Genomic DNA, 26,511 nt, shown 5'->3' with positions numbered 1-26,511 from the left:
GGGGAATGAACCATGGGAGAGATTAAAGTACCGGAATTAGCAGAATCAATTTCTGAAGGAACAGTTGCACAGTGGCTAAAACAAGTAGGAGATTTCGTTGAAAAAGGGGATTATATCGTTGAACTTGAAACAGATAAAGTTAACGTTGAAATTACAGCTGAAGACTCTGGTGTACTAACGGAACTTCTTGCTGGCGAAGGTGATACAGTGCAAGTTGGTGAAACAATTGCACGTCTTGAAGCGAAAGAAGGAGCTTCAGCACCAGCAGCACCAAAAGCTGAAGAAAAACCAGCAGAGGAAGCACCAAAGCAAGAAGCGGCTCCAGCTCAGCAAAAAACTGTTGAAGAAGTAGCGCCAGCAGCTGAAGCGCCTCAGCAAGGAAATCAAAAACAATGGCTAATTGCTTCTCCTGCAGCTCGAAAAGCAGCAAGAGAACGCGGAATTAAGCTAGATCAAGTGCCAACTACTGATCCTCTTGGCCGTGTGCGCAAACATGATATTGATTCGTATGCAGACCAAAAATCAAATGAGCAAAAGCAGCAGGCACAAGCAAGTAAGCCAGCTAACCCGGTATCTCCGTCTCCAGCGGCAAGTGAAAATAGCGATAAACCTGTTGAACGCGAACGTATGTCACGTCGTCGTCAAACAATTGCCAAACGTCTTGTTGAAGTTCAGCAAACAGCGGCTATGCTAACAACGTTTAACGAAGTAGACATGACTGCTGTTATGGCTCTTCGCAAACGACGCAAAGACAAATTCTTTGAACAGCACGACGTAAGACTTGGCTTTATGTCGTTCTTTACAAAAGCAGTAGTAGCAGCACTTAAAAAGTATCCATTATTAAATGCTGAAATTCAAGGAAACGAGTTATTAATTAAAAAATTCTATGATATCGGTATTGCTGTGTCAGCTCCAGACGGTCTTGTTGTTCCAGTTGTACGTGATGCTGACCGCAAAACATTCGCTGGTATTGAAGGATCTATCGTTGATTTAGCGAAAAAAGCGCGCGACAACAAATTAGCATTAAAAGATTTACAAGGTGGAACGTTCACAATTACAAACGGCGGCGTATTCGGTTCATTAATGTCTACACCAATTTTAAACGGGCCTCAAGTTGGTATTTTAGGAATGCACAAAGTTCAGCTTCGTCCGGTAGCAATTGATGAAGAGCGTATCGAAAATCGTCCGATGATGTACATTGCACTTTCTTACGATCACCGTATCGTTGACGGCAAAGAAGCTGTAAGCTTCCTAGCTACTGTTAAAGAACTATTAGAAGATCCAGAATCTTTATTACTAGAAGGTTGATAAAAAGAACCTGCTATTCTCTCGGAGAATAGCAGGTTCTTTTATGTTCGCTTAATGCCTGCGACATAAGCAGGACCCAAAAACGTCATGCTAGAGAGTGTCAGGGCCATTTCTCGCGGTGATTGCTTCATACCTTGTTCTAACCAGTGCTGAATAACTCCAAGATGCGCTGACGTTACGTAAGACATTAAATGTTCAAGTGGAACAAGCGGAGGCGTTTTATTATCAATGAGCTCTAATTTTTCCAGCATATTGGTTTTCATAACTTCTTTAATTTTAAGATGAAAGCCAGGGTTGCCTTTTGGACCAAGCATAACCTGCATAAAACGTGCATTTTCTTGAATATATTCAAAAAGTGTAATAATAAACGGCAAAGGCTGTTCTTTTAAATTAGCAGACACAATCTCATTGGGATTTGCCTTTTTGATAAATTCTTTTATCTCTTGAATGACTTCATTTTCGCTTTTTTCAAGCAAGTCGTATTTATCTTGGTAGTGTAAATAAAAAGTTCCGCGATTAATATCCGCTTTTTTCGTCAAATCCCTGACCGTTACGCCTTCAAACCCTTTCTCTTCCATTAATTCTGTCAAAGCATCTCGGATAAATCTTTTCGTTCGAATAATTCTGCGATCTGTTTTTGAATTCCCCACAGCTTTTAAAACACCTACTTTTTTCTTTAATAATGAACAGTTATATGCTTTGTGTTAAGTAATCGACATTCCCGCTATTATTGCATATTGAGAATACAGGTAAATTCATTATAATTTACATAGTGATCACTAATCAACATCATGTACATTATCTTTTCGTTAACGTGTATATCCTTAAAACAAAAAGGAGAGATCTATATGAAATTAGGGAATCAAAAGCTTATATATTTTTCACCAATTATAGTAGTCGCTGTTATTTTTATCTTTATTCTAACCTTAATTCCTTCGGCAAGCTCAGCACCTAAGAATTTGCCAATCGCATTCGTAAATGCTGACGAAGGAATGACAGTTCCAGCAAAGGGTAATGTAAATATAGGGAATCAAATCGAACAAAATACGAAAGGGGCAAGTACCGAACAGTCTTCGGTTAAATGGATCTTTGTCTCAACTACTAAAGAAGTTGAAAAAGGGTTAAATAATCAACAATACTACGGGGCGCTTATCATTCCAAAAGATTTCACAAAAAAACAGGCGACTCTTCAGACGGCTAAGCCTGATGCACCTGCTATTAGATTATTAGTGAATCAAGGAATGAATACAGCTGCTTCAACACTAGCAAGTCAGGTGCTAAACGGGACAGTCGATAAGATGAATGAAAATATGCGCTTGCAGCTAGTGAAAAGATTTGAACAAAACGGAACGCAACTAAGTGCAAGCCAAGCATTAGCACTCGCTGCACCAATTCAAAAGACAGTGATAAACGTAAACGAAACAGGGACTCATAGTGTCAACGGAAATGCCCCCGTTTCATTATTTCAGCCGCTGTGGATGGCAAGTATAGCCGGTGCCGCAATTGTCTTCCTCAGCATCCAAAAAATCACGTTTTCTTCTCGTAAAGAGAAACTCGTTAACCAAGTAGGGTTCATAGTCATCGGGGCTATACTTGCTTTAGCTGCTGGTTTCGGGCTAGTGTGGCTTGCTGAAGTAGTTGGAATAAGCGTTCCTTCATTTTTGGATACGGCACTATTCTTAGCTATTGCTTACTTCAGCTTTTTCACCTTGATATCAGCCGTACTTTCATGGCTAGGACTAAAGGGACTTCCAATTTTCGTTATTATTCTATTTTTTGGCGCACCTTTGCTTTCAATGGCCCCAGAAATTATGCCTGATTTTTATAGAGAGTGGATTTATCCATGGCTGCCAATGAGATTTATGGTAGATGGCGTAAGAGAATTATTTTTCTTTGGAGAACATCTGACATGGAATCGTTCTGTATCTGCTCTAGCTCTTATCTCTTTAATAAGTTTGTGTGCTCTGTTTGCTTCTGCTTTACCTGCATCTTCTGTGAAAAAAGAGAAGTCTCGCTCCATATAAAAGATACTGTAACTGAATGAAAAGGAGAGATGATGATGAATCCACAAATCCTAATCGTTGGTGCCGGCCCTACTGGCCTCGTTATGGCCTACAATTTAGCCAGACATAACATTCCTTTTCGAATTATTGATAAAAGCGACGGGCCTGGGCAAGCCTCCCGGGCAATGGCTATTTTACCGCGAACGCTTGAATTTTATCAGCAGTTCGGTTTTGCAGATGAAGTCATAGACCGCGGGATTAAGATGGAAGATGTATACGTCCGAGTAAAGAATAAAATAAAAGCAAAAGTTCATCTAGGGTCTTTAGGAGAAGGATTAAGTCCTTTTCCTTTTGTTCTTACATTTCCACAGGACGACCACGAGCGCTTTCTGCTTGAAAAATTAAAAAATCTTGGAATTGAAGTAGAATGGAAGACGGAGTTACTATCTCTAGCTGAACACGGAGAAGGGGTAAAAACTTTATTAAAAGCCCAGCAAGAGGAAACCGCTTATTTTAAGTATATTTGTGGATGTGACGGAGCGCACAGTACAGTTCGCAAGCAAATGAATATAGAGTTTAAAGGAGAAAAATATAAACAGCATTTTTATGTGATGGATGTTTACGGCTCTGGTGAAGTGATGAAGGATCAAAAAATCAGTATTTCATTTAGCAATGAAGAATTTTTGATTTGTATGCCTGTTAGAAGTAAAGGAACGTATCGAATGATCGGCATTATTCCTTCAGCTTTTGGGGGTCAAAACGATGTAAAAGCTGAAAACATTCACGCTTTTATTCAACGAACATTTGGTACTCAGGTTGAGGGTATAAATTGGTTCTCGACATATCATATCCATCACAGAGTAGCAAGTCGTTTCCGACAGGGGCGTATTTTTCTAAGTGGAGATGCAGCCCATATTCATAGTCCTGCAGGCGGACAAGGAATGAACACAGGAATTGGAGATGCAATCAACCTTTCATGGAAATTAGCAGCTGTCCTTCAACGCAAAGCGGCACTTTCCATATTAGATACATACGAAGAAGAAAGGTTGCCTTTTGCAGAGCTGCTTGTAAATACAACTGATCGCGCTTTTAAGCGAATGGTGGCAAGAGATAAAACGAGTCAATTTTTTAGAAAGCATATCTTTCCGCCTGTACTATCCTTTTTATTTCGTTTCCCTTATCCCCGTCACAAAGCATTTACGATTTTATCTCAAATCCGCATTAAGTATCGAAATAGTGACCTAAGCAGCGGGCAAGGGACAAATGTGCAAAGTGGTGATAGATTACCTTATGTAGAAGGGAATTTTGAATCTTTACAGTCTTTAAACTGGCAAATACATGTCTATGGCACAGCAGCAGAGAAGCTAAAAAAGAGCATGCAAGAAAAAGACTTTTCCTTGCACGAGTTTTCTTGGAACCCTTACTTGAAGAAAGCAGGGCTTCAAAAAGATGCTCTATACGTTATCAGACCGGATGGATACATTGGTTTTATTAGCAGCGAGCAGCGTATAGATCTGCTTCATCAATATTTGAATACGCATAAAATCCTTCCTTTTACAAATGAATATTAGATCTAAAAAACGCCATCTTATATGGTGTTTTTATTTTTGTTTACAATTTCGAAACAACTTGGAGATGTTTTTGCTAAAGCTGTTTGATAAGATAGACGAAGAGAAATATCAAATGAAAGTACGTGATACATTGAATAAAAGGATTTTAGTAGTAGATGATGAAAAAAGTATTGCCACAGCGGTATCTTATGCTTTCAAGCGCGAAGGATATATTGTAGACACAGCATCTGACGGTGAAGAAGCACTTGAAAAAGTAAAAAGCTTTCGACCTGACGTGATGATTTTAGATGTGATGATGCCAAAATTAACCGGCTATGAAGTATGCCGAAAACTTGAGAATCGAAGAGGAATGGGGATTATCTTGTTAACGGTTAAAAATGATATCGTCGATAAAGTTCTAGGTTTAGAGTTAGGCGCTGATGATTACATGACCAAGCCATTTGATGTAAGAGAACTTGTAGCTAGAGCTAAAGCACTTGTTCGGCGAATAGAAAAAAATGAAGCTCCTGAAGCTGTGGGAGAAATCACGGTGGGAAAAGTGAAAGTAAACTTAATTCAGCGCACGTTACATGTTGCCAATGAGTTAGTTAAGCTTACACCAAAGGAGTTTGATCTTATTGCTTTATTGCTTGCCAATTTAGAGAGAGTGTACACACGAGAAGATTTACTAGATCTTGTCTGGGGAATGGATTATGCAGGCGGTACACGTACGGTAGATATTCACATGCAGCGCCTTCGAAAAAAAGTAGGAGAAGCAGAGCCTTATTTGCTTCAAACGGTATACGGGGTTGGATATAAAGCGACTGCAGGGATCAATGAATGAAAATCAGCCTAAAAGCTAAGATGGGACTCGTTCTTGCTTTTTTAATTATTTTAACAGTAACCGTACTGAGCGTACTCGTATTAAAAGGAATTGAGACCAATCAGCGTGATCAGCTAGAAAGTGAACTTATTCAAAAAAGCAAAGCAGCGGAGCAAACGATTCATCAAAGTTATGTAACAGGTGACCCGTCTCTGAATACAGATTCCTTTCTTCAGCAAAAAGGACAGCGCCTTGCATCTTCAATTGCATCACAAAGCGGAATGCAAACAGTCCTATATAATCAAAAAGGACAGGAAGCAGGAAGCTCTATTCCCATCGGCCAAAAAGATGTGGATGTTTCTGATACGCTTAGCTATGCTTTGAAAGGAAAAATAGCCTATCAAATCTCAGGTTCTTCCCTTATTTACTTTGCACCTGTGTCAATCGAGAATCAATTTATTGGAGTCCTTCGTTTTGACCATTCCCTAAAAAATAATCAGCAGTTTATAGCTGACATTAGGCACTTATTTCGTATGGGGGGAACGATTGCAGCGGCAGCAGCTTTTTTAATTGGCTATGCTTATTTTTATCGCATTGCTTCTCTCATCGCTACGCTTCAAAAAACTTCGCAGCAGATTCGAAAAGGCCATTATTTAACTGATGTGCCCTTCAAACGGCGCGATGAACTCGGAGAGCTCAGTCAAGGCTTGTTTTTTATGAGTACGTCGATTGAAAAAAACATCGATCAAATGAATAAAGAAAAAAGAAAGCTTGAGTTCGCCATTTCGAAACTGCAGTCTCTCGAACAGCAGCAAAAGCAGTTTATCGGTAACATCAGCCACGAATTTAAGACGCCTTTAACATCGATCAAAGCTTATGTTGACTTACTTGATATGTATCGAGATGATCCTCAGCTTATGGAAGACGGTGTGCAAAACATTCGTAAGGAAACGAATCGCCTCCATGAAATGGTGGATAAAATCTTAAAGCTTTCAGCACTTGAGAAATATGATTTCGAGCAGCGACCAGAGCAAGTTGAATTGAAACGGCTTCTAGAAGACATATGCGATCGTATGAAAGGAAAAGCTGCTAAATTTGATTTGACTCTTCATACAAATATAAAAGAAGCGGTTGTTTGGGCTGATCGCGAAAGCTTAATACACATTTTTATTAATTTAATTGACAATGCTATTAAATATAATGAACCGGGAGGAAAAGTGGAAGTAGCATCTTATACTTTAGAGAATTCTATCATTGTAGATGTAGCCAACACCGGAATAGGAATTCCACCCGAAGCAGAAGAGAAATTATTCCAACCATTTTTCACCGTAAATAAAGATCGGTCGCGTTTATCCGGAGGAACAGGTCTTGGCTTAGCATTAGCCAAAGATTTAACTGAAAAACAAAACGGTGTTATCAAACTGCATCATTCTGACTCTACATGGACAACTTTTAAAGTGTCGTTTCCTTTAAAAAACGAGAACTGAGTTAGCTAAAAGGAGTGAACCGTTATTGAAACGGTATAGATTAATGATATATATCGCAAGCACTTTTCTTATTTTAGCATCATGCGGCCAAGGAGAAGGTCATAGAGAAACGGTTGAAAAACCAGACAAGAAAATTACTGTATTGGACCACGTAGATCAAGATGGAAAAATAGAAGTGAAAGACGTTCAAGATATTAACGGAGTAAGAGCGTTTCAATTTTTGAATGAAAACACAGTGATTGTTAGTCAAGAAAATAAACAATTTCGGTCGCACGATTTCGGTCCCAAAGAGGTATATGCGCAGAATTTAGCTACTTATAATCTAAAAAACAAGTCTACTTTTGTGTTGCATCCAAGCAATGAAATTCAACATGCGGCGAAGCTTTCTCCAAATGGCAAATATCTTTTTTATAAAGTTGCAAAAGGCGAAGATACATTTGGTTATATAATGAACGTTCAAACAAAAAAAACAGTTGAAATCAAGAATGTTCTTCTCTACCCATCAAGCGGAGAGTGGCTTAATAATTCAGAAGTAATGTTTATTACAATGGAAGGAAAGCTTTCTAAAGCAAATGTAAAAGGAAAAGCAGAACCTCTATTGCACAGAGACGATCGAATCTTAGATGCAGTTAAAGGGATAGGTGGCATTTATTATATTGGTGTAAACAACCAGCTTTTTTTTCTTCATAACGAACAGACGGACCCTGAAAAAATCCGAGATAATGTGGTTTCTATTATGCCGTCTCCAAATGGAAAGCAATTAGCGCTCGTTCAGCAAAAAGATGCCCAAACGAGAACGCTGTCTATCACAGATTTAAAAGGATCAGAGGCCTTTCAGCTTGCTCTGTCCACTCAAATTTTTGGTGTCAGCTGGTCTCCCGACGGTTCGAAATTAGCTTATAATTTTATTTCTGAAAAAGAGGGAGATAAAGGGATATTCATAGCAGATGGATTAACAGGAGATGTTACACACTTAAACGTAAATTTAGACTATGCCGCTGATCAGCTTGCCTGGAGTCAATCAGGAAATAAACTAGTTGCATCGAGCTTTACGCAAAATCAAGTTCATACGTATATTATCTTTTTGAAAAAGACTGCTTAGGCAGTCTTTTTTTTACGCATACTAAACTTCTTTAAGAGTGTTTACAAGTTTGAAACAACTGAATAAAAGACAGAAACATTTATGTTTTATTCTTTCTTTACAGGCTTTTATAGCGTATCAAAAGCCATGTGAAAGGAGTAAGACATCATGAAATACTTTTTATTTATTTGTTCTTTAGCTTTTGCGCTGATGATAGCAGGGTGCGGCACAAGCAATTCTTCATCAAAGCCTGCCGGAGAATTCACAAAAAATGGACAGGCTCAAAAACTAGAAAGCTCATCAGCTTCTTCATCTTTAATGAAATCTAATGTAGACGAAACAGTGGTAATAGCCAATCCAGAATCGGTTACGGCTTTAGTTAATAAAAAGCATCAGCTTCCTGAATCTTACCAGCCTTCCGATTTAGTCTATGCCGACGTTCCGTTTATCTTTAACGAAAAAATAGAAAAACGAATGCTTAGAAAGCCTGCGGCACAAGCGCTTGAAGAACTTTTTCGAGATGCTGAAAAAGAGGGTATCAGCTTACTTGGCGTATCTGGTTATCGATCTCACGAGCGGCAAAAAGAGCTTTTTGCATTTTACGCAAAACGAGACGGTGAAGAACAAGCACGCACTTATAGCGCCTACCCAGGAACGAGTGAACACGAAACGGGACTAGCAATCGATGTCACAGGAGGAAAGGGAATATGTGCTGCGGCAGACTGCTTTGCTGATACACTAGAAGCTCATTGGCTTTCAAAACATGCGTATCAATACGGATTCGTTATTCGATATCCTCAAGGTGAAGAAGAAGTTACCGGTTATAAATACGAACCATGGCACCTTAGATATGTAGGAAAAAAAGCAGCCTCATCCATTTTTAATCAATATATAACGTTAGAAACCTATGCAAGTAAGACAAAAGCTTAATCAAAAGTTCTATAGCTGGAAAACGAAGGAAAGAAAAATGAAAAGTCAGGTTTATCACTCTCACATATGATACAAACTGATACTATAACATGCTTGCTATAGAGGAAGGGTATCGATGTATAAAGATATTGCGATTGAACTGATATGTGGATTTTTAGCGCTATTTATTATGCTGAAGCTTTTAGGTAAGACACAGTTTGCTCAAATTACTCCGTTTGACTTTATTACAACGCTTGTCCTGGGAAATATTGTGGGGGATGCAGCTCTTGAAAAAGGAGTAGAATTAACTGAAATTCTTTATAGCGTTTTGATTTGGGGGCTTCTAATTTACGTAGTGACAAAGCTATCTCAAACCTTTACAGGATTTAGGGGAATTCTTGAAGGCAAGCCTTCAATGATTATTTACAAAGGGAAAATCCTTTATAAAGAGCTTAAGAAAAACAATTTGGATTTGAACCAGCTTCAGCATCTAATGAGACAGCAAGGATATTTTTCACTGTATGAAGCAGAATACGTTATTTTAGAAACGAATGGAGAGGTGAGCGTCGCTCCTAAACACGAATTCGGCCCTCCGACGAAAAATGATTTAAACATCCCTTATTCTCAAACCAATTTACCTATTGCTTTAATCATGGATGGAAAAGTAGTGCCTGGCAATTTAAAAGAAGCCAACGTAGATGAAAAGTGGTTAAAAAAACAGCTGGCAATCAAGAAAATAAAGGAATACAGCGAAGTTTTTTATGCTGAATGGCAGCAAGAGCGAGGACTGGAAATAACAAAATTCTAAAAACCCTTTTCTTTTAAGAAAAGGGTTTTAGCTTTCTTTTAATAGCTTTGCAAAATCTTCAATCGTTGTAGAATACGTGACGTACAGACGGGGAATAAGATAGTTTTCATTTTTTTGTCCGCTTTCAGTAAAAAATTTTGGAATCGTTGAAAGCCCAAATGTATAATTCTTTTTTGTTTCTTCCACTACGCGACTATTGACCTTTCCGTAGGGATAAGCAAGAGCAATAACGGGCTGGCTCGTGATGGCTTCAATTTTCAGCTTTGATTCAGCTAGCTCATAGGATAAATTTTTCATCTTAGTTAAATCCGGATGGGTAGCGGTATGAGACTGAATAGAAAAAAATCCTGAATCAACAAATTTTTTTAGATCCGCTGGCGACAAACGGTTGGGACGGCCAATAAAATCTGAAATCACAAAAATTGTAGCCGCTGGATGAAATTGAGGGCTGGCTGTTCTTTGAAAAATAGGCAAGATAGTAAGATTGTTTTTATATCCATCGTCAAATGTAATAAATATAGGTTTTTTCACATGCTTTAGTTCCTGCCATTTTTCAAATGTTAGCGGCGTATATCCTTGCTTTTTAAGATAAAGAAGTTGTTTCTCAAAATTTTCAGGTGTCACATACAGTTCTTTTTCCCCGTGGCCTGTGTAGGAATCAATAGAGTGGTAAATCAGTATAGGTACTTTCACTTGGCTAAAAGCGGGGGAAGGGAAAATAACAGTTAGCAATAAGATAACAAAAACCGAAATTTTTCTCATAACAATCCTTTCTGTTGCACAGTGGTAACGAGACTGTTTTAGTATGTCAAAACAAAAGGAATGTATAAGCAAAGCTTTCTTTTTTACAAATATAAGCCTTCTTTTTTAAATATTTTATGCAGAACCAAATGCTCAGCAGTGTTCACAACTGCAAACTGTTTTTTAGAAAGAGAATGGGGAGAAAAACGCATTAGCTTAGTAAAGTCTGATGGCAGCGTAGTAGATGAAACATCAGTAGAGAGTATAGGGGCAGACAAAGGTGTTTTCGAACCGATGTGAAAACCCCAATCTCCAAAAGAAGGAATAATGGTGTGGTAGCTCAACGTATAAAACTGAGAAGCTTTCATCGTCTTATTAATGCTCCAAAAAACGATAGGTGTGTCTCTGGGAGAATTTGACTGACACACGACCAAGCCGCTGTGCGATAGTGAACGTTGGAGAAGTGCGTAAAATTCTTTTGTATAAAGAGTACTTATTTTTTTGTTAGTAGGATCAGGAAAATCGATAATGATAATATCATAACACGCTGAATTCAAAGAAAGGTAGTCAACAGCATCTTGAATATGAACGGTGACACGAGAATCTTCAAATGAGCGTTGATTTAACTTCTTTAATTCTTCTACATTCATGGCAGCATTTACAACGTCAGCATCTATTTCTACAAGTTCTATTTCTTTAACTTCTTTATATTTCAGGACTTCTCGTAAAGCTAAACCATCTCCTCCTCCCAGAATAAGAATACGGCGAGGATTTAAGGAAGCTGCAAAGATAGGGTGTACAAGAGCTTCATGGTACGCATGTTCATCCAATGAACTAAATTGCAGCTGTTCATCCAAATACATTCGAATATCAGATGCTTTGATCAGCTGAATATCTTGAATACGATTTTTTTGATGAAACAAAATGTCATGCTGGCCTGATAAAATCTGCTGTAGACTAACGTGATCTGAGTCATCTCCACGATTGAGAAGACGAGTGCTTTCAGCATGCTGACGATTTTTTGTTAGAGTTTCGGCGTGTTGAATTCCGCGAGAAATCGAATACACAACAGCTTTTTTTGAAGCTAATTGCTTCAGCAACGCATAACCAATTTCAATTATTTCTTTGTCTCCGCACGTATAAAAATCTAATGAAGCGTAATTTTCCTCCGGCCACGTATGAATAGACAAGTGAGAGGTAGCTAATACGAGAATGCCTGTAATGCCTTGGGGCGTAAACTGGTGAAAATAACAGTGCAAAACTTCCATCTCTGCATCTAGTGCAGCTTCAACAAGAATTCTCCTTAAGAGTGAGGGGTCGTTTAATATCACTTCATCGCATTCGAACGCATCCATTAGTAAGTGTTTGCCTTTAATATCCACTACTTCAGCCTCCTTTTTGAGCATTATTTTCACTATCTTATGAAACTTTTTCAAAAAAGGAAACGTAAGCACGTTATTTTGTGGATATTTTCGGGAAATAACTAGTTATCTTCCTATAGAAAAGAAGCTGGGACAGACGTATTTTCGCTGAAGGAAGATTCGAACAGTCAATCGAGATTCTTAATAGAGAATTCAACTCGTTCGGATTTTTTCATTGTGATGGTGAACGTAGATTTACCGTATGTAATAACTGTTAATTAGAGGCAAAGCGAAGACTCCTGCGGGAAAAGCGGAACAGGTGAGACCCCCAGGAGCGTAAGCGAAGAGGAGGCTCACCAGCACCCCACGGAAAGCGAAGTCTTGCGCGGAAATTGACTGCACTAGCTCACTTATCCAATTTGTTCGTCTTTACATTTGATTGATTTCGTTATGTCTCAATCTTTCTACTCTTCATCAGTATTAAACCAGCCTTTTCGCTTGAACCATAGAATTAATCCAAGTGTTATCAGTCCCATGAAGCCAAGCACAAAGAAATAGCCATAGTGCCACTTTAGCTCAGGCATATTTTTAAAATTCATTCCGTATACGCCAACGATAAAGGTAAGGGGAATAAAGATAGATGAAATAACAGTCAGTGTCATCATGATTGAATTCATCCGGTTTGAATTAAGAGAAAGATAATTATCGCGCATATCAGACGTCATTTCCCGATTTGATTCAATCATATCGGCTAATTTTAATAAGTGGTCATAGACATCTTTAAAATACCTTTTTTGTTCAGGATGAACATCTAGGCGTTCAGAATTTATAACACGGTACAATAAGTCGCGCATAGGCAAAATGGTTCTTCTGATTTTTAGCAAATCACTTCGAAGTTTGAATACATCTTCCATTAAAACAGAGATGGATTTTTTTGCATCTATGTTTTCTATATCATTCAGCTCATCTTCAATCTGATATACAGTGGGGAAATATTCATCTACCACTTTATCCATCACAGAATACGCAAGATAGCTTATCCCTTTTTCTTGAATCGAAGGTGTATGAAGCAACTTTTCCCATACTTTATCAATTGCAGCTGACGGGTGAAAATGAAAAGTAACGATATAATTTTCGCCGATAAAAAGGTCAACTTCTTCAGCTTCTAACGTTTGACGATTTAACGAATGAAGGACAAAAAAACTGTATCCTTCATAATAATCGAGTTTTGGACGCTGCAGAAAATGAAAGCAATCTTCAATCGCTAACGGATGAAAGTGAAAAGATGATTGAAGCAGCAGCGCTTCCTCTTCAGAAGGGCAGTTAAAGTCAATCCAATAGTACTGAATAGAGGGATCGTGAATCTGATCTAATTGTATATGTTTCACAAGTTTGTCATCGTTCGTAAGAGCTAACGTTCGTATCATTTGAAAACTCCTTTGTGTTTTTATAGCTATTTTCAATGTAGCATAAAATCATAAATTGCACGTATTTAAAAAAATAATTTTCTTTTTTCTCTTTTTATAAAACTAGTAAGGGTGAAAAAGTTGAATTATAATGATAGTAATAGCTGGTATGGAAAGGGGAATCGTTTTGAATAAAAATGAAGCACTTCGAATGTTTTTTTTAAAACATGCAGATCAACTGACGGAAGAATGGTATGAAAGCATTGAAGACAATGACCCAGAATCGGTTTATGCATCTACTCATCCAGAAGTCATTTCAGTATTAAAAGGTCAAAATAATGAATTTCATTTATACATAGCCGATGTATTTATAAAAAGTGAAAAAGAATTTTTTGATTCATTTGAAACGTGGATTTTAAAGATTGCGGAAGACGGAGAACATGTAAGAACGCCTATTCATTATATTATTCGAGAATTTTTCCGAGTTAGAAAACAGTATTTAACGTATTTAAATCAATTTGTAGAAGAGTACGAGCAAGATATTACGCAAGAAGAACTAGACGACTGGAACGAATTGATTGTACGCGTGTTTGATATTACCGTTTATAAATTTGTAGAAGAGCACCATCAGCATTCAAAGCGGTTGCTTGAAGCACACAAAGAGCTGATCAATGAGCTGAGCTCGCCAGTTATTCCATTAAGCGATCATATTGCAATTCTTCCGCTTGTTGGGGATATCGACACAGCAAGAGCGCGCCGAATTTTAGAAAATACGTTAACTCGCTGCGCTGAACAGCAAGTGAATCACCTTTATATTGATATTTCAGGAGTGGTTATTGTTGATACGATGGTTGCTCATCAGATTTTCCAGCTGATTGATGCATTAAAATTAATAGGTGTAGAATCAACTATCTCTGGGGTACGTCCTGAAATCGCGATTACCGCTTCTCATTTAGGTTTATCTTTTGAAAATATATCAACAAAATCAACCCTTGCTAACGCGATGGCTTCACGTATGAGGAAATAAAGCAAACAAGGATTACTTTTAATTCTTGTTTTTTTTATCTCAATTCATACTTGACATATAGGTTAAAGAGGTATTATGATTTTACTAATTTAATAAATAAAAAGAGTCGTATTACATACGCTAATATAAAAATGCATCTCTGTAATTAGCCGACAAGAATTGAACAAATAATATGAAAACGCTTTATATAAAATACGAGAATATTTAGGAGGAAATAGAAATGAACATCTTATGGTTTTTCCCTACAGCAGGCGACGGACATTATCTAGGCACAACCGAAGGAAGCAGAACAAGCGACATTCACTACTTAAAGCAAATCGCACATGGACTGGATTATCTAGGATATGACGGCGCTTTGTTGCCTACTGGTTCAAATTGTGAAGATTCATGGGTGATTGCGTCGGCACTTGCTTCCGTTACGAATCGACTGAAGTTTTTAATTGCACTTCGCCCGGGTGTAATGTCTCCAACACTTTCAGCACGGATGGCTTCTACATTCGATCAAATGTCAAACGGCCGACTTATGTTAAATATTGTGACGGGAGGAGATCCCGTAGAGCAAGCAACGTACGGTAACTATTTAAGCCACGATAAACGCTATGAGTTAACAGATGAATTTTTAACGATTTGGCGAGATGTAATGGAAGGAAAAAAAGTGGACTATAAAGGAGAACATGTTGATGTAACAGGCGCGCACATTCCATCGCCTCCTGTCCAAAAACCGTATCCTCCGCTGTACTTTGGCGGGTCTTCTCCAGCAGGAAAAGAAGTAGGAGCAAAGCATGCAGATGTATATTTGTTATGGGGAGAGCCGCCCGCAGTGATTAAAACAAAAATTGATGAGATGAAAGAAAAAGCTGCAAGCGAAGGCAGGGACATTCGCTTTGGTATTCGCCTGCACGTTATTGTAAGAGAATCAGAAGACGAAGCGTGGGAATCTGCAGATAAATTAATTAAACATGTTAATGATGATACGATCAAAGCGTTTCAAGATAAGTTTGCGTCATTTGACTCCACTGCCCAAAAAACACAGTCAAATTTGCACAGCGGCACAAAAGATCGAGGTGCACTAGAAATCGCTCCGAATCTATGGGCGGGAATTGGCTTAGCACGAGAAGGAGCCGGAACTGCTCTTGTGGGAAGTCCTGAAATTGTAGCGGATCGGTTAAAAGAGTACAAAGAGCTAGGAATTGATACGTTTATTTTATCAGGCTACCCGCATCTAGAAGAAGCATATACGTTTGCTGAGCTAGTATTTCCACATATTCAAAAAGAAAGAAGCAAGAGATAATTCTTGCTTCTTTCTTTTTGAATCGTAAAAAAATAAATAACCCAGTTGACTTATAGGAATTATAGGTGTATTATAAAGATAGTTCATTTAGTCAGAAAATTTGTGGTAAAGGGTGAAGAAAATGGAACGTTATGACGTAATTCAAGGCGCAGAATCTTTTTATTATAAAGGCAACGACATTGGTATACTTGTTTCTCATGGATTTATGGGGACTCCTCAAAGTATGGAATATATCGGAAAAGAATTAGCTGAAAAAGGTTTTACTGTGTACGGTTTGCGACTAACGGGACATGGTACTCACTACTATGATATTGAACAAACAACGTACCAGGAATGGAAGCAAGACTTTTTAAATGGGTATCAGCGTTTGAAGCAAGAATGCCGTCATGTATTTATCTTAGGTCAGTCCATGGGAGGCACTCTTACCTTTCATACAGCAAGCCAAGGACTAGATCTTGACGGAGTTATTGCCATCAATCCGGCTATGACTTCCATTCCTTCAATGGAGCCTTATCGCTCTCGTCATACGCCTCGTTATTTAAAAGAAGATCATCCTGATATTAAAGATCCAAACGTACATGAAATTACGTACGATAAAGTACCAGTGCGCTCTATGCGTGAACTGCTTTCTTTAATGGACGAAACAAAAGAACGCTTATCTTATGTAACGTGCCCGGCTTTAGTACTAACATCAACAGTTGATAACGTAGTACCGCCTGAGAATTCAGCTTATATCTTAAACCATATTCAATCAGCAGAAAAAAGACAGCACATGCTTCGTAACTCTTACCATGTTGCGTCGATGGATTTTGATAAAGACACAATTGTTGCACAAACGGCACAGTTTGTACAAGCAACAGTTGCCAAAAAAAAAGTGCATGAGCGAATTTTTTAATTTTTAAATTCGCTCCGTTTCTTTTTTACTTCAAGTAAGATAAAATGAATCTTGAATGAAAACAAAGGAGTGTACATACATGATTCATTTAGAATGGAACGATCGTCCAACAATTAAACAAGTAAAATGCATACATACAGATGCAAAAAAATTCGTGGTTGAAAATGTTTTAACAGCAGGAAAAACATATGATGTAAAAAACGAAACAGAAGAATTTTATTTTGTTGTTGATAACACTGGCCAAGTCGGCGGCTTTTATAAAGAATACTTTGAAGGCTAAACAAAAAAATCATCGTCTCGGCGATGATTTTTTTATTGCAATAATTATCTGGAGCTTTTCTTAATGAAAACGAATGAACATACTTTTAAAGAGAATTCCATATATCTCATCATTTCGAAAAAAAGCTTCATGATAAAAATAGGATGTAAGACCTAAATTCTTCCGTTTCTTGTTCTGATTAAAAGGGTAACTGACTATAAATACCCATGACAACAATTATTTTACAATGTAAAATGAAAGCGACGCTTAACAGAAAAAGGAAAAGAGGAGGTCATACGATGAAAAAGCGTAATACAGCAGCTTTTACATTTTTAGCATGGACAGCTTTTATTACAGCACTATTAGCTATGTTTATAGGAATTTATACCTTAGATGCATCACTACCGGTAAAAGGTTATTATGCCGTTGGAACTTTATACTTAACGATGTCTGCTTTTGTGCTTCAAAAAACCATTCGTGATAACGAAGAAGATACGGCGCACGAACGCAAATATGACAAAGCAGAAGAAGAATTGTAGAGCTGAAAAAAGCATTTTTCTAGCTCTTTGAAAAACATCTCCATTTTTGGGAGATGTTTTTTTATATAAAAAAACAGGGAACTTGTCACTCCATGTCGTATTAATAAAGAAGGAGGCGATTGAATTGACACAACTAATGATTAATAACGTAAATTTTCACGTTGATATGTTTGAAGAAAAAATGATTACTGATGCGAATACAGGTGAAGAGTTGAAAAGGCTAAACTTTTCTTTTTCGGTTGTAGGCAAAGCAGCTTATGATAAATATGATGCATTTTTTGAGGATCCGTACTTTGAAGTAACAAATATGGAGACAAAAGAAACGCTAACACTAAAAAACATTTCGCACAGCACATTTTATCAGTCACCTGAAATTACCGATCATACAAATATTGTTTTCAGGGTGAAGCTGCAGCAAGAACCTGTTAAAGAAAAAGAACAAGTGAAAAATGAACGGCCAACAGAGAGCACGGTAAACGAAATGCTTTTATCTAGAATAAAGTTTAAGGCTCTTGTCGAAATACTGGAAGAAAAAGGACTTCTAACAGAGAATGAATTGTATACTAAAATTGAAGAAGTAGCAGAACGAGATTTTGATATTCTGCGAGATGAATTAAGTCATTCTAAAAAAGAGGTAAAAGCGTAAAAATACCCCACTCTGCAGGGGGATTTTTTATTTATATCCATTAATGTATAACCCTTTTGATAAATCGTTCATATATTACATCACGATGAAAATAAAAAGGGTGAGGATAATGCCGATTGTTATTAATCATGTAGTGATTCCAAACGTTACAGGAGGAGTCGTTACGTTTGGCGATACGTACTATGTTTCTCCAAAAAGTAACAGTAAAACTGCACAAGGTTCAGGGTCTTCAAATACAGGAATTTGTGTAAATACAAATTCAGGACTTTCTAATACAAATACGCTCGATCCCGATGGTTCTGATCAAAACGGCTTCGGAAACGGATAAGGAAAGAGATGTTTTACTCTTCTTTCTATACGCCTTTTCAGTATTCGTTCTATCCGTATTTTATGCCTTCGTTTGCACGTCCAATTGGATTTGTCGTTTCACCTGATGGAGCGATGGACAACTGGTGGGGCAAAAAACCATCTTGGTGGGGGAAAATCACGCCTTCAGCAGGCGTTTTCCCTCCCATTACCCAGTATTATACGGGCAGTTTAGTTCCTTATAGTTTAAGGAGCTATTATTAATATAAAAAAGAAGTTCAGATTAAGCCACCTTGTTAGCGTCTATTTCCTGAAAATAGGCGTTTTTTTCCGTTTTACTTGATTCAAAGTTATTTTTGCTGAATAATAAGGAAAAGAGAAATTTTAGAAGTAAGCTGTAAGTAAGGAGATGTTCTATCATGACAGATAAATGGAGAGTTCATAAAATAAAAAGTGATTGTGAACCTTGGCTGTTTTTAGAAGGCTGGGAAAAAGATATTATTGAGACCATTGAATTTGAAAAAAAAGAAGAAGCGCTTCGCTACTACGCGATGATGATTTATGAATTTCATCAAAAATACGCAAGCGTGCGAAGTGATGAACTAGCGCTCTTTAGCTTTTGGAACGAAGGCGAAAAGGAATTTTGTGAAGCCTGTGATGATGATCTTCAAATCTTCCATGGTGTTTTATTCGCTAAAAACGATGAAGTCTATTCATTAGAAGAAGATGAAGAAGGATTAAAAATGCTTCGTACTAAATAAAAACGTCCTGCGGGGCGTTTTTTTTATATAAAAAATGAACGATTTCAATCGCTCAAGCGTCATATAGGTGATGAAACAAAAAGGAGGGGTGACCGCTTTGGAACAAGATGATTTCATCCTTGTCCAAAAAGCATTACAAGGTGATGATGATGCCTTTTCATTATTATTTCAGCGCTATCATTCATTTTTATATAAATACCTTTTAAAGCTGACATTAGATGAGGACTTATGCAGTGAATTGTGTCAGGAAGCAATGATGAAATGTTACGTGAATCTTTCTTCATACAAAAATGAAGCAAAGTTTTCGACTTGGATGATATCCATTGCTTCAAGACTGTACATGGATTATTTGCGTAAGCAAAAACGTGAAAAAAGCAGTCTCCAGCGAATAAAGCAGTCTTTATCGCACCAGCTTCAGTGGAAGGCTAAATACAAAGGAGTGGAATGGAGCGAGATGTTTTCCGATTTTAATGAACTCGATTCGCGCTTTCGAATTCCTGTCTTGCTTCGACATTATTACGGATATACATACGATGAGATTGCCCATATGCTGAATATGCGAGCAGGAACGGTCAAATCAAGAGTAAATAAAGGAGTAAACATACTGAGAAAGGAGTGGAAAGGATGAGAGAAGAAAATGACAATCAGTCCTTACATTCTTTAAAAAAAGATTGGGAGCAGCTAGAGAGTTTAGCAAGTCATGAACGTATTTCTCTTCATGCAATTCAAGAACAGCTTCTCATTCAAAAACAAAAGCAGAAAAAAGCTTTCCGGAAAGAGTTATGCTTATTTACATTAACAGCACTTGTTATTTTAACGATAATGGCAACTGCTATTTTACAAATACCTGCCTTATTTATCGCCATTGAAGTAATTGGGATCATTGTTGCTCCTATTTCTTTTATCGTTTTTCACTATAAACGAAAAAAGGAGATGTTTTTATAATGAATGAAAAATGGATTCTTGTGCTGTTTATTTCACCATTTCTCCTTCTCCAAAGCTTTCTACTTTTTATCAATGCAAAAAAACGCGGCGCTCATCCATGGTTTTGGGGAATATGGGGACTGATTCAAATTCCAATGCCAACGCTGTTTTATTGGTTTTTTATTATTTGGCTTCCAGCACGAAGAAAAAGGGGGATGTAAATGAAGGACATTAACTGGTTGTTAATTGCTCCAATTCTATTCTTACAATTGCTTTTAATGATCCCAGCGTTAATAAGCTGCATAAAGCAAGAAGAGACAAACGGACCAAAATGGTTGTGGGGACTCATCATTTTATGTGTAAGTACAGTTGGCCCCGTTTTATATTTTGTTTTAGGACGTAAAAAACAGTGAGGTGGAACGAAGATGTTTATGCAAGTAGAAAGACTGACAAAAGCATATCGTAATATAACCGTTGTGAATAACCTTTCATTTAATCTCGACAAGGGAAAATGTGCAGCGTTGTTAGGCCCTAATGGTGCAGGTAAGACGACTACTTTGCATATGATTGCAGGTCTTACTGCACCTAATAAAGGGAAAATTTCTTTTGAAGATAAACAACACCAAGACGTACGATCATTTATTGGCTTTCTGCCACAGCATCCGACGTTTTTTAATTGGATGACGCCTCAGCAGTATTTAACTTTTTTAGGCCTTTTATCTAACATTTCAAAAAATGTGCTTTCTCAACGAATAGATGAAGTACTTGAAACTGTAGGTTTAAAAGGAAAGGAAAAGCAGAAAATTGCTGGCTTTTCTGGAGGAATGAAACAACGTTTGGGATTGGCGCAAGCCTTGTTACATAAACCTGAACTGCTAATTCTAGATGAACCGGTTTCGGCTTTGGATCCTGAAGGCAGAAAAGATGTCCTAATGATTATCGAAACATTAAAAAAAGATACGACTATCCTTTTTTCAACTCACATTTTGCATGATGCAGAACAAATATGCGATAACATAATCATGATTAAAAACGGACGTATGAAATGGAATGGAACAAAGAGTTCGCTGCGCCAAGAGTTTACGTCTCCTGCTTTTACGATTGAAACAGAAGAAAGGCTCCCTGCATCACTTAGCAGTCTGCCAAGTGAACAGGTGCTGTTTCATTCTCCTTATAAAGCCACTGTAAATGTAAAAGATACATCTCAGCAGCAGCAGCTGCTTCAACTGCTTGTTGATCAGCAAGCAAACCTTGTTTTATTTGAACGAAAACAGCATTCTCTCGAAGATGTGTATCTAGAGGTGATGAACAAATGAACACATTTGGAGTCTTATTTAAAAAGGAACTGCATGAATTATTTGCGAATGGCAAAGGAATTTGGCTGCCAATCTCTCTAATTTTACTAGGCATCACACAGCCTTTAACGAATTATTACATGCCACAAATCATTAATATGGCAGGGAATTTACCAAAAGGAGCAATTATTCAACTTCCTACGCCCACCGGTCAAGAAGTAATGCAAGGTGTCCTTTCACAATATAGCACAATAGGAACCTTACTGATTGTACTAGCAAGCATGAATATGATTTCAAATGAACGACAAAATCATGCTGCTGTACTTGTTATGATGAGACCGGTGAGCATCATTCAATACATTATGAGTAAATGGGCTGCGCAAATCGTACTGGTCATTGGCTCAACGTTTATAAGCTATATAGCAGCATGGTATTATACAAATCTTTTATTTTCATATGTGGATTGGACTCATATGCTAGTTAGCTTTCTTTTATACAGCCTGTGGCTGATTTTTATCTTATCCGTTTTAGTGGCAGCAGGAACATTTCTTTTACAAAGCGGAGGGATTGCTGGAGTAAGCATTTTGATCATTGCGTTACTTTCATTTTTGAGTACTTTGTTTACGAATCAATTAAAGTGGAGTCCTGCAGCGCTGTCACAATACGCCGCTCGCCTGCTTGAACAATTGCACTGGCAACAAAGTGTCACCTATACCGTAGTTGTTACGTTAATGAGCAGCTTTTTTCTTTTAATCGCTGCTGTTCATAGATACAAAAAAGTGGAATATGTATAAAAAGACTTCTTTAACGAAGTCTTTTTTCTAAGGGATTAATTTGCACACCCATGCAATATAAAGAGCAGCGGGGACTAAGAGAATCTGGGCACAGACGGTCCCGCACAAACGAGAGATGACGAGTGTACCAACCATTTTGTTCATAGATTGCTTAGTGGATTCACCTTTCATTACCTTTTCAGTTAAAATGGCTACTTGCGGATCTACAAACACAGCAAGGGTAATCATGGCTAGTCCGTTAATAAGACCAGAAGACATCAGAATTGATTTAGAAAGAGTAGGCTCGAGCGTAGAAGCATAAAGAGTGGAAAGAACACCTACTGTATAAATGGTCGTAGCCATTAAATTTAAAAGAAGCAACCGCTTGGGCACTCCGCCTATTCGCAGCTGAGACAGCATAATCCACCTAGGACGCTTCACGTGTTTTTTTGCTTTTTCCAGCGTATGTATGGAAGTAATGTTTTTCATCATTTTGGGTACAGATCCCGCTACTTCTAAGTGTGAAATCATTCGAGAGAAGATTGATACAAAGCTAGGAATTAACAGAGCACCTGCGATTGTACCAATAGAAGCCGCGAGCAAGATAGTTTGAAGCTGATGAAGCAGAACGGGCAAATCTTCTTTAGACTGAACCGCATCTCCTAATTTGCCGGTCAGCGGAGCTTGCACCATATTAGCTGTTCTTGACACAATGACAATAATATTAAAAAGAGATAAAGCCACGACTAGCTTCCGAGTTTTTAAGCCCGCAAGTCTCACAGAGTAGGCTAGTGTTTCAATCATATGAATAATTCCTACAAACACACAAATAATAAGTAATTTTTCCATCATAATAAGCAAGTTCCTTTCTTTGATACACACACTTCCTTATTATGTATAAATTTGGTTCATTTGTAAATAAAAAGCCGCTTGCTACCAAGAGTAGCAAGCGGCTTTTTATTATCGATGCTGGTTAATATCACGCAGTATATCTTTGCTAGCCTGATAATCTTTTTCTCGTTCTTTTTCCACCTGTAGACGTTTGTCTAGTTTACGGCTATATTCAGCATACCCCACGCCGTGAGAAAGCTGCATGGCCTTTTCCATTTCTGACGTGTACGTTAGGTGAAGTGCGATAATGAATCAATCCTTTCAGCATTTTTCACTTGTGGCACATGTATCGCTGCTCAAGTGTTTGGATGTTTATGATTCTTGAAGTCTTTCTAGAAATCGTTTTCCCTGTCGCTCTGGATCTAAACATCAAATGATTAAAATTTCATAACATTCCAGGTAAAAGCCTTTTTTTCTTGCGTAGTATCCCATATAATAGCAGGAACAACGTTTTTAAAGGAGTTATATATGAACAATACAAAACGAGTATGGTTTGATTTACTTTTTTATATCGCTATTCCTTACCTAATATGGAACCAAGGAAAAGACATTATTGGTGATTACTATGCCATTTTGCTTTCAACAGCACCAGCGTTTGTGTATACCATTTATACATTTATTAAAGATCGCCAGTTTAACGTAACAGGATTGTTTATTGTCATTACGCTGCTGGCACGTACCATTATTGATTTAATTTCAGGAAACGCAGCAACGATGTTAAACAATCAAGTATACTTTATGATTGGACTGGCTGTAGTTGTTCTGTTTACCATTGTAATAAAAAAGCCAATTGGTTTATACTTCTTTGTAGATACGGCTTACTTAATGGGCTATAAGCGAGAAGACTCTCTAAAACTCTTCCACCAGCCTGATTTATTCAAAATGATGAACTGGCTTACAGTACTGTTCGCAGCTCGCTATGTATTTTTAGCAATTGTAAAATACGTATTGATTCAAAAGTACGGAGTAGAAGGGTACGGGAACATGATTGTATTCCGTCAGGCCGTTACGTGGGCATTCTCCATTTTAATTGCCGTCTACACGTATTTTATCTATAAAAAAATTCAAGATAAAACAGGGATGGATAATCCAATGAATCCAAATGTAAATGAATAACAAGAAGCGTGCGTTTAGATAACGTACGCTTTTTTGTTACAAAACAGTGAACAGTGCTCGAAACACTAACATCTCATTTAAAATTAATAGTAAAATAACGCTATTAAAAACGGGATGAAAGTAGGTCAAGAAATGAAACTATTATTAGCATGTCAAAAGCAGCCTTATCGGATTTTAGAAATGATTATGGTGTTTTTCACTTTAATTTTTGCTGTACTGTCGTTCTTCGATTACCGTCAGCTGTTTTTTCTTGTGTTTACCCTTGGAATTGTATTTGCTATTAGGGCGTTTGAAATGCAAGAAGGTGAGAAAAAGACTCAAGGAAACATCTGGCTGCTTGTCGGTATTGTAATGATTTTGCTAGACATAGTTTTATTTGTTGTATATGCCATTAATCAATCTTAACTAAAAGAAAAAAAGCTTCCGTTCAGAGGGGTACCTCTAGATACGGAAGCTTTTTTTGATTAAGGAATCATCCACGATAATACATTAGATTGTAAAAATGTTAATACGCAGACAATCAGCAGTAAAAATAAGCTGTGCTTCACCGTGAAACGAAGCAAATCGGACTCTTTTCCAGCCAACCCAACCGCAGCACAGGCAACGGCGATGGACTGCGGTGAAATCATTTTACCGGTTACTCCACCAGAAGAGTTTGCTGCAAGCGCAAGAAGCGGATCCATTCCAATAGACGTAGCCGTGATTTTTTGCAAGTTACCAAACAATAAGTTGGCTGAAGTATCTGATCCTGTAATAAAAACACCGAGCCAGCCGAGTACAGGAGAGAAAAAGGGAAATAACGCGCCTGTTTTAGCTAACAGCAGTCCTAAGGTTGTACTCATTCCAGACGCATTTGTCACGTAAGCAAATGCCACAACGGACATAATGGTAAGCAGCGGCAACGCTAATTCTTTGCACGTCTCGTTAAACGTAATGAACCAGTCTTTCCAAGAGATGTTGACGATAAATTTTGTGATAACAGCAGACAACAGGATAGCTGTGCCAGCAGCGCCTAGTAATTCTAACTTATACACTGCCGCAATCGGTTCTCCATTTCCATTTAAAATTAAATTATTTAACCAAGGTACTTCTGGCATAAACGTTAAATAATGTCCGATGGAATTGATAGCGCCCAAAAAAGCGTTAGCTCCTTCATAATGTCCTGTCAAAGCGGTTTTAATTTGGGGAATTCCCCATATAGAAATAAAGATCGTTAAAATTAAAAAAGGTGACCACGCCTTTGCAATTTGAGCCCCCGTGAATGCCGGTTGATCTTGAGTTTCTCTTGGCTCAGCGGAAGCGGAAGCTACTTCATGTGCTGCTTTTTCAGATTGAAAGCGAAACGTTGTTTTCGGTTTCCAGAATTTTAAGAAAATAGCGAGCGCAAAAAGTGAAACGAGTGCCGATAAAATATCGGGAAGTTCCGGTCCTAAAAAGTTAGAGCTGACAAACTGGGTAAGGGCAAAAGAGATGCCGGATACTAAAATAGCAGGGAGTACTTCTACTGTTTTCTTAAATCCTGCCATTACAAAAACCAAATACAGGGGAATAAATACAGAAATAAAAGGAAGCTGGCGGCCTACCATTTTAGAGATTTCCATTGCCGCTACTCCAGTAGGACCTTCCATAGCCGTGATAGGAATACCGATTGCACCAAAAGCAACGGGTGCTGTGTTTGCTAATAAACATAAGCCAGCGGCATACAGCGGATTAAATCCTAAACCTACCAGCAGAGCTGCTGAAATAGCAACAGGTGCTCCGAAACCAGCGGCCCCTTCAAGAAAAGCCCCAAACGAAAAAGCAACCAACAAAGCTTGAAGTCTGCGATCTTCTGTAATAGATACGATAGAGGTACGAATAATATCAAACTGACCGGTTTTTACGGTTAGTTTGTAAAGAAAAACGGACGTAATGATAATCCATCCAATCGGCAGTATACCGTATACGGCTCCTTGACTGGCTGACATAAAAGCCATGCTAGCCGGCATTTTATAAGCAAATATTGCAACGGCAAGTGCGACCAGTAAAGTTGTAACTCCAGCCATATAACCTTTCATTCGTTTAATAGCCAGAGCCCAAAAGAAGTAAAGAATAGGAATCAAAGCGATTAATGAAGACCAAATGACGCTGTTTCCTACAGGAGTGAACTGCTGTGTCCATGTCATAACTAACACCTCATTTTCAAATTAGTGAACTATAAATTTAGTAAAACGAAACCATTAAAACTACGATGATAAGGTCATCTGATGACTTATGTAAAAATGAATTCGCTTACATTATATTCTAATCCTTTTAGGATAGGCAAGTACTA

The 26,511-nt window shown here is 37.8% G+C and carries 32 protein-coding genes; 25 read left to right on the top strand and 7 right to left on the bottom strand.

Annotated elements, in window-relative coordinates:
- Nucleotides 1-12 precede the first annotated feature (12 nt).
- Nucleotides 13-1,308: a 2-oxoglutarate dehydrogenase complex dihydrolipoyllysine-residue succinyltransferase gene (odhB, locus tag ACFX4E_RS11475; protein WP_014459542.1), complete on the top strand. Its 1,296-nt coding sequence runs from the start codon at nucleotides 13-15 to the stop codon at nucleotides 1,306-1,308.
- Nucleotides 1,309-1,349: 41 nt separating this feature from the next.
- Here the strand turns inward: odhB and ACFX4E_RS11470 are convergent, their stop codons facing one another.
- Nucleotides 1,350-1,958, bottom strand: coding sequence for a TetR/AcrR family transcriptional regulator (locus ACFX4E_RS11470; RefSeq protein ID WP_060746882.1), 609 nt, complete (start codon nucleotides 1,956-1,958; stop codon nucleotides 1,350-1,352).
- Nucleotides 1,959-2,156: 198 nt separating this feature from the next.
- Here ACFX4E_RS11470 and ACFX4E_RS11465 point away from each other — a divergent pair, with 198 nt between their 5' ends.
- The 7 genes from ACFX4E_RS11465 to ACFX4E_RS11435 all read left to right on the top strand — a co-directional run bounded on the left by ACFX4E_RS11465 (nucleotide 2,157) and on the right by ACFX4E_RS11435 (nucleotide 9,969).
- Nucleotides 2,157-3,332: a YhgE/Pip domain-containing protein gene (locus ACFX4E_RS11465; RefSeq protein WP_377258979.1), complete on the top strand. Its 1,176-nt coding sequence runs from the start codon at nucleotides 2,157-2,159 to the stop codon at nucleotides 3,330-3,332.
- A gap of 35 nt (nucleotides 3,333-3,367) precedes the next feature.
- A complete protein-coding gene (locus tag ACFX4E_RS11460; RefSeq protein ID WP_377238129.1) occupies nucleotides 3,368-4,882 on the top strand; it encodes an FAD-dependent monooxygenase in 1,515 nt (504 codons plus the stop codon).
- 130 nt (nucleotides 4,883-5,012) lie between these two features.
- Entirely contained in the window at nucleotides 5,013-5,705 is a 693-nt protein-coding gene (locus ACFX4E_RS11455; protein ID WP_028412871.1) for a response regulator transcription factor, read from the top strand.
- Nucleotides 5,702-7,171: a sensor histidine kinase gene (locus ACFX4E_RS11450; protein ID WP_028412872.1), complete on the top strand. Its 1,470-nt coding sequence runs from the start codon at nucleotides 5,702-5,704 to the stop codon at nucleotides 7,169-7,171. The genes ACFX4E_RS11455 and ACFX4E_RS11450 overlap by 4 nt, the downstream gene beginning before the upstream one ends.
- 25 nt (nucleotides 7,172-7,196) lie before the next feature.
- Entirely contained in the window at nucleotides 7,197-8,273 is a 1,077-nt protein-coding gene (locus ACFX4E_RS11445) for a TolB family protein (protein WP_377238128.1), read from the top strand.
- 147 nt (nucleotides 8,274-8,420) lie between these two features.
- Nucleotides 8,421-9,182 carry a M15 family metallopeptidase gene (locus ACFX4E_RS11440; protein ID WP_257042607.1) on the top strand — a complete coding sequence of 254 codons (762 nt, stop codon included), beginning with the start codon at nucleotides 8,421-8,423 and terminating at the stop codon, nucleotides 9,180-9,182.
- Between the two features lie 115 nt (nucleotides 9,183-9,297).
- The gene (locus tag ACFX4E_RS11435) at nucleotides 9,298-9,969 is read left to right on the top strand and encodes a DUF421 domain-containing protein (RefSeq protein ID WP_257042608.1); all 672 of its coding nucleotides are present in this window, start codon (nucleotides 9,298-9,300) and stop codon (nucleotides 9,967-9,969) included.
- Between the two features lie 27 nt (nucleotides 9,970-9,996).
- On the opposite strand, the gene ACFX4E_RS11430 is transcribed toward ACFX4E_RS11435, so the two are convergent.
- The 3 genes from ACFX4E_RS11430 to corA all read right to left on the bottom strand — a co-directional run bounded on the left by ACFX4E_RS11430 (nucleotide 9,997) and on the right by corA (nucleotide 13,498).
- On the bottom strand, nucleotides 9,997-10,731 hold the full coding sequence (locus ACFX4E_RS11430; protein WP_377238127.1) for a polysaccharide deacetylase family protein: 735 nt from the start codon (nucleotides 10,729-10,731) through the stop codon (nucleotides 9,997-9,999).
- 83 nt (nucleotides 10,732-10,814) lie between these two features.
- Entirely contained in the window at nucleotides 10,815-12,092 is a 1,278-nt protein-coding gene (locus ACFX4E_RS11425) for a polyamine aminopropyltransferase (protein ID WP_377238126.1), read from the bottom strand.
- Between the two features lie 443 nt (nucleotides 12,093-12,535).
- Entirely contained in the window at nucleotides 12,536-13,498 is a 963-nt protein-coding gene (corA, locus tag ACFX4E_RS11420; protein WP_028409056.1) for a magnesium/cobalt transporter CorA, read from the bottom strand.
- Between the two features lie 130 nt (nucleotides 13,499-13,628).
- Here corA and ACFX4E_RS11415 point away from each other — a divergent pair, with 130 nt between their 5' ends.
- The 15 genes from ACFX4E_RS11415 to ACFX4E_RS11345 all read left to right on the top strand — a co-directional run bounded on the left by ACFX4E_RS11415 (nucleotide 13,629) and on the right by ACFX4E_RS11345 (nucleotide 22,214).
- Nucleotides 13,629-14,504: an STAS domain-containing protein gene (locus tag ACFX4E_RS11415; protein ID WP_051421101.1), complete on the top strand. Its 876-nt coding sequence runs from the start codon at nucleotides 13,629-13,631 to the stop codon at nucleotides 14,502-14,504.
- Between the two features lie 220 nt (nucleotides 14,505-14,724).
- On the top strand, nucleotides 14,725-15,795 hold the full coding sequence (ssuD, locus tag ACFX4E_RS11410; protein ID WP_377238125.1) for an FMNH2-dependent alkanesulfonate monooxygenase: 1,071 nt from the start codon (nucleotides 14,725-14,727) through the stop codon (nucleotides 15,793-15,795).
- A 121-nt stretch (nucleotides 15,796-15,916) separates the two neighbouring features.
- Entirely contained in the window at nucleotides 15,917-16,690 is a 774-nt protein-coding gene (locus ACFX4E_RS11405; protein WP_028409054.1) for an alpha/beta hydrolase, read from the top strand.
- Between the two features lie 79 nt (nucleotides 16,691-16,769).
- Nucleotides 16,770-16,970, top strand: coding sequence for a DUF6501 family protein (locus ACFX4E_RS11400; protein WP_013057578.1), 201 nt, complete (start codon nucleotides 16,770-16,772; stop codon nucleotides 16,968-16,970).
- A 278-nt stretch (nucleotides 16,971-17,248) separates the two neighbouring features.
- Complete coding sequence (locus ACFX4E_RS11395; protein ID WP_013057577.1) at nucleotides 17,249-17,488, top strand: YiaA/YiaB family inner membrane protein; 240 nt, start codon at nucleotides 17,249-17,251, stop codon at nucleotides 17,486-17,488.
- A 124-nt stretch (nucleotides 17,489-17,612) separates the two neighbouring features.
- Nucleotides 17,613-18,134, top strand: a complete 522-nt coding sequence (locus tag ACFX4E_RS11390; protein ID WP_028412881.1) for a hypothetical protein — start codon at nucleotides 17,613-17,615, stop codon at nucleotides 18,132-18,134.
- A gap of 109 nt (nucleotides 18,135-18,243) precedes the next feature.
- Nucleotides 18,244-18,462, top strand: coding sequence for a spore germination protein (locus ACFX4E_RS11385; RefSeq protein ID WP_013083687.1), 219 nt, complete (start codon nucleotides 18,244-18,246; stop codon nucleotides 18,460-18,462).
- An 8-nt stretch (nucleotides 18,463-18,470) separates the two neighbouring features.
- On the top strand, nucleotides 18,471-18,704 hold the full coding sequence (locus ACFX4E_RS11380) for a hypothetical protein (protein WP_050690561.1): 234 nt from the start codon (nucleotides 18,471-18,473) through the stop codon (nucleotides 18,702-18,704).
- Between the two features lie 155 nt (nucleotides 18,705-18,859).
- Nucleotides 18,860-19,201, top strand: coding sequence for a DUF1033 family protein (locus ACFX4E_RS11375; protein ID WP_013057574.1), 342 nt, complete (start codon nucleotides 18,860-18,862; stop codon nucleotides 19,199-19,201).
- A 97-nt stretch (nucleotides 19,202-19,298) separates the two neighbouring features.
- Nucleotides 19,299-19,829 (top strand): RNA polymerase sigma factor SigY, encoded by a 531-nt coding sequence (gene sigY / locus ACFX4E_RS11370; RefSeq protein ID WP_377238124.1) that lies wholly within the window; start codon nucleotides 19,299-19,301, stop codon nucleotides 19,827-19,829.
- Nucleotides 19,826-20,146 carry a YxlC family protein gene (locus tag ACFX4E_RS11365; RefSeq protein ID WP_028409037.1) on the top strand — a complete coding sequence of 107 codons (321 nt, stop codon included), beginning with the start codon at nucleotides 19,826-19,828 and terminating at the stop codon, nucleotides 20,144-20,146. Before sigY ends, ACFX4E_RS11365 begins: the two co-directional genes overlap by 4 nt.
- The gene (locus ACFX4E_RS11360) at nucleotides 20,146-20,346 is read left to right on the top strand and encodes a hypothetical protein (protein ID WP_013057570.1); all 201 of its coding nucleotides are present in this window, start codon (nucleotides 20,146-20,148) and stop codon (nucleotides 20,344-20,346) included. The genes ACFX4E_RS11365 and ACFX4E_RS11360 overlap by 1 nt, the downstream gene beginning before the upstream one ends.
- On the top strand, nucleotides 20,347-20,538 hold the full coding sequence (locus ACFX4E_RS11355; protein WP_013057569.1) for a PLD nuclease N-terminal domain-containing protein: 192 nt from the start codon (nucleotides 20,347-20,349) through the stop codon (nucleotides 20,536-20,538).
- Between the two features lie 12 nt (nucleotides 20,539-20,550).
- On the top strand, nucleotides 20,551-21,441 hold the full coding sequence (locus ACFX4E_RS11350) for an ABC transporter ATP-binding protein (RefSeq protein WP_098658278.1): 891 nt from the start codon (nucleotides 20,551-20,553) through the stop codon (nucleotides 21,439-21,441).
- Nucleotides 21,438-22,214, top strand: a complete 777-nt coding sequence (locus ACFX4E_RS11345) for an ABC transporter permease (protein ID WP_098579439.1) — start codon at nucleotides 21,438-21,440, stop codon at nucleotides 22,212-22,214. Before ACFX4E_RS11350 ends, ACFX4E_RS11345 begins: the two co-directional genes overlap by 4 nt.
- Nucleotides 22,215-22,241: 27 nt before the next feature.
- Here the strand turns inward: ACFX4E_RS11345 and ACFX4E_RS11340 are convergent, their stop codons facing one another.
- Both ACFX4E_RS11340 and ACFX4E_RS11335 read right to left on the bottom strand, forming a co-directional pair.
- The gene (locus tag ACFX4E_RS11340; protein WP_060746869.1) at nucleotides 22,242-23,045 is read right to left on the bottom strand and encodes a lipid II flippase Amj family protein; all 804 of its coding nucleotides are present in this window, start codon (nucleotides 23,043-23,045) and stop codon (nucleotides 22,242-22,244) included.
- Between the two features lie 108 nt (nucleotides 23,046-23,153).
- Complete coding sequence (locus ACFX4E_RS11335) at nucleotides 23,154-23,300, bottom strand: YuzK family famiily protein (protein WP_014459567.1); 147 nt, start codon at nucleotides 23,298-23,300, stop codon at nucleotides 23,154-23,156.
- 252 nt (nucleotides 23,301-23,552) lie between these two features.
- On the opposite strand from ACFX4E_RS11335, the gene ACFX4E_RS11330 reads away from it, so the two are divergent.
- Both ACFX4E_RS11330 and ACFX4E_RS11325 read left to right on the top strand, forming a co-directional pair.
- Nucleotides 23,553-24,200 (top strand): VC0807 family protein, encoded by a 648-nt coding sequence (locus ACFX4E_RS11330; RefSeq protein ID WP_377238123.1) that lies wholly within the window; start codon nucleotides 23,553-23,555, stop codon nucleotides 24,198-24,200.
- A 132-nt stretch (nucleotides 24,201-24,332) separates the two neighbouring features.
- Entirely contained in the window at nucleotides 24,333-24,605 is a 273-nt protein-coding gene (locus ACFX4E_RS11325) for a hypothetical protein (RefSeq protein ID WP_252123408.1), read from the top strand.
- 59 nt (nucleotides 24,606-24,664) lie between these two features.
- Here the strand turns inward: ACFX4E_RS11325 and ACFX4E_RS11320 are convergent, their stop codons facing one another.
- Nucleotides 24,665-26,365, bottom strand: coding sequence for an L-lactate permease (locus ACFX4E_RS11320; RefSeq protein WP_377258976.1), 1,701 nt, complete (start codon nucleotides 26,363-26,365; stop codon nucleotides 24,665-24,667).
- Nucleotides 26,366-26,511: the final 146 nt, after the last annotated feature.

It is taken from the genome of Priestia sp. YIM B13491 (assembly GCF_042787605.1).
GTDB lineage: Bacteria > Bacillota > Bacilli > Bacillales > Bacillaceae_H > Priestia > Priestia megaterium_E.
Note: the sequence above shows the minus strand (reverse complement) of the source record. Positions and strands in the feature narration are given on the sequence as shown.

Excerpts from the sequence above, each read along its gene's own strand:
- ACFX4E_RS11365 (WP_028409037.1), top strand. The coding sequence starts at position 19,826 with ATGAGAGAAGAAAATGACAATCAGTCCTTACATTCTTTAAAAAAAGAT.
- ssuD (WP_377238125.1), top strand. The coding sequence starts at position 14,725 with ATGAACATCTTATGGTTTTTCCCTACAGCAGGCGACGGACATTATCTA.
- odhB (WP_014459542.1), top strand. The coding sequence starts at position 13 with ATGGGAGAGATTAAAGTACCGGAATTAGCAGAATCAATTTCTGAAGGA.
- ACFX4E_RS11340 (WP_060746869.1), bottom strand. The coding sequence starts at position 23,045 with ATGATGGAAAAATTACTTATTATTTGTGTGTTTGTAGGAATTATTCAT.
- ACFX4E_RS11405 (WP_028409054.1), top strand. The coding sequence starts at position 15,917 with ATGGAACGTTATGACGTAATTCAAGGCGCAGAATCTTTTTATTATAAA.
- ACFX4E_RS11355 (WP_013057569.1), top strand. The coding sequence starts at position 20,347 with ATGAAGGACATTAACTGGTTGTTAATTGCTCCAATTCTATTCTTACAA.
- ACFX4E_RS11400 (WP_013057578.1), top strand. The coding sequence starts at position 16,770 with ATGATTCATTTAGAATGGAACGATCGTCCAACAATTAAACAAGTAAAA.
- ACFX4E_RS11345 (WP_098579439.1), top strand. The coding sequence starts at position 21,438 with ATGAACACATTTGGAGTCTTATTTAAAAAGGAACTGCATGAATTATTT.
- ACFX4E_RS11460 (WP_377238129.1), top strand. The coding sequence starts at position 3,368 with ATGAATCCACAAATCCTAATCGTTGGTGCCGGCCCTACTGGCCTCGTT.
- corA (WP_028409056.1), bottom strand. The coding sequence starts at position 13,498 with ATGATACGAACGTTAGCTCTTACGAACGATGACAAACTTGTGAAACAT.
- ACFX4E_RS11415 (WP_051421101.1), top strand. The coding sequence starts at position 13,629 with ATGATAGTAATAGCTGGTATGGAAAGGGGAATCGTTTTGAATAAAAAT.
- ACFX4E_RS11450 (WP_028412872.1), top strand. The coding sequence starts at position 5,702 with ATGAAAATCAGCCTAAAAGCTAAGATGGGACTCGTTCTTGCTTTTTTA.
- ACFX4E_RS11430 (WP_377238127.1), bottom strand. The coding sequence starts at position 10,731 with ATGAGAAAAATTTCGGTTTTTGTTATCTTATTGCTAACTGTTATTTTC.
- ACFX4E_RS11380 (WP_050690561.1), top strand. The coding sequence starts at position 18,471 with ATGTTTTACTCTTCTTTCTATACGCCTTTTCAGTATTCGTTCTATCCG.
- ACFX4E_RS11335 (WP_014459567.1), bottom strand. The coding sequence starts at position 23,300 with ATGGAAAAGGCCATGCAGCTTTCTCACGGCGTGGGGTATGCTGAATAT.
- ACFX4E_RS11440 (WP_257042607.1), top strand. The coding sequence starts at position 8,421 with ATGAAATACTTTTTATTTATTTGTTCTTTAGCTTTTGCGCTGATGATA.
- ACFX4E_RS11360 (WP_013057570.1), top strand. The coding sequence starts at position 20,146 with ATGAATGAAAAATGGATTCTTGTGCTGTTTATTTCACCATTTCTCCTT.
- ACFX4E_RS11385 (WP_013083687.1), top strand. The coding sequence starts at position 18,244 with ATGCCGATTGTTATTAATCATGTAGTGATTCCAAACGTTACAGGAGGA.
- ACFX4E_RS11395 (WP_013057577.1), top strand. The coding sequence starts at position 17,249 with ATGAAAAAGCGTAATACAGCAGCTTTTACATTTTTAGCATGGACAGCT.
- ACFX4E_RS11330 (WP_377238123.1), top strand. The coding sequence starts at position 23,553 with ATGAACAATACAAAACGAGTATGGTTTGATTTACTTTTTTATATCGCT.
- ACFX4E_RS11350 (WP_098658278.1), top strand. The coding sequence starts at position 20,551 with ATGTTTATGCAAGTAGAAAGACTGACAAAAGCATATCGTAATATAACC.
- ACFX4E_RS11320 (WP_377258976.1), bottom strand. The coding sequence starts at position 26,365 with ATGACATGGACACAGCAGTTCACTCCTGTAGGAAACAGCGTCATTTGG.
- ACFX4E_RS11375 (WP_013057574.1), top strand. The coding sequence starts at position 18,860 with ATGACAGATAAATGGAGAGTTCATAAAATAAAAAGTGATTGTGAACCT.
- ACFX4E_RS11465 (WP_377258979.1), top strand. The coding sequence starts at position 2,157 with ATGAAATTAGGGAATCAAAAGCTTATATATTTTTCACCAATTATAGTA.
- ACFX4E_RS11325 (WP_252123408.1), top strand. The coding sequence starts at position 24,333 with ATGAAACTATTATTAGCATGTCAAAAGCAGCCTTATCGGATTTTAGAA.
- ACFX4E_RS11435 (WP_257042608.1), top strand. The coding sequence starts at position 9,298 with ATGTATAAAGATATTGCGATTGAACTGATATGTGGATTTTTAGCGCTA.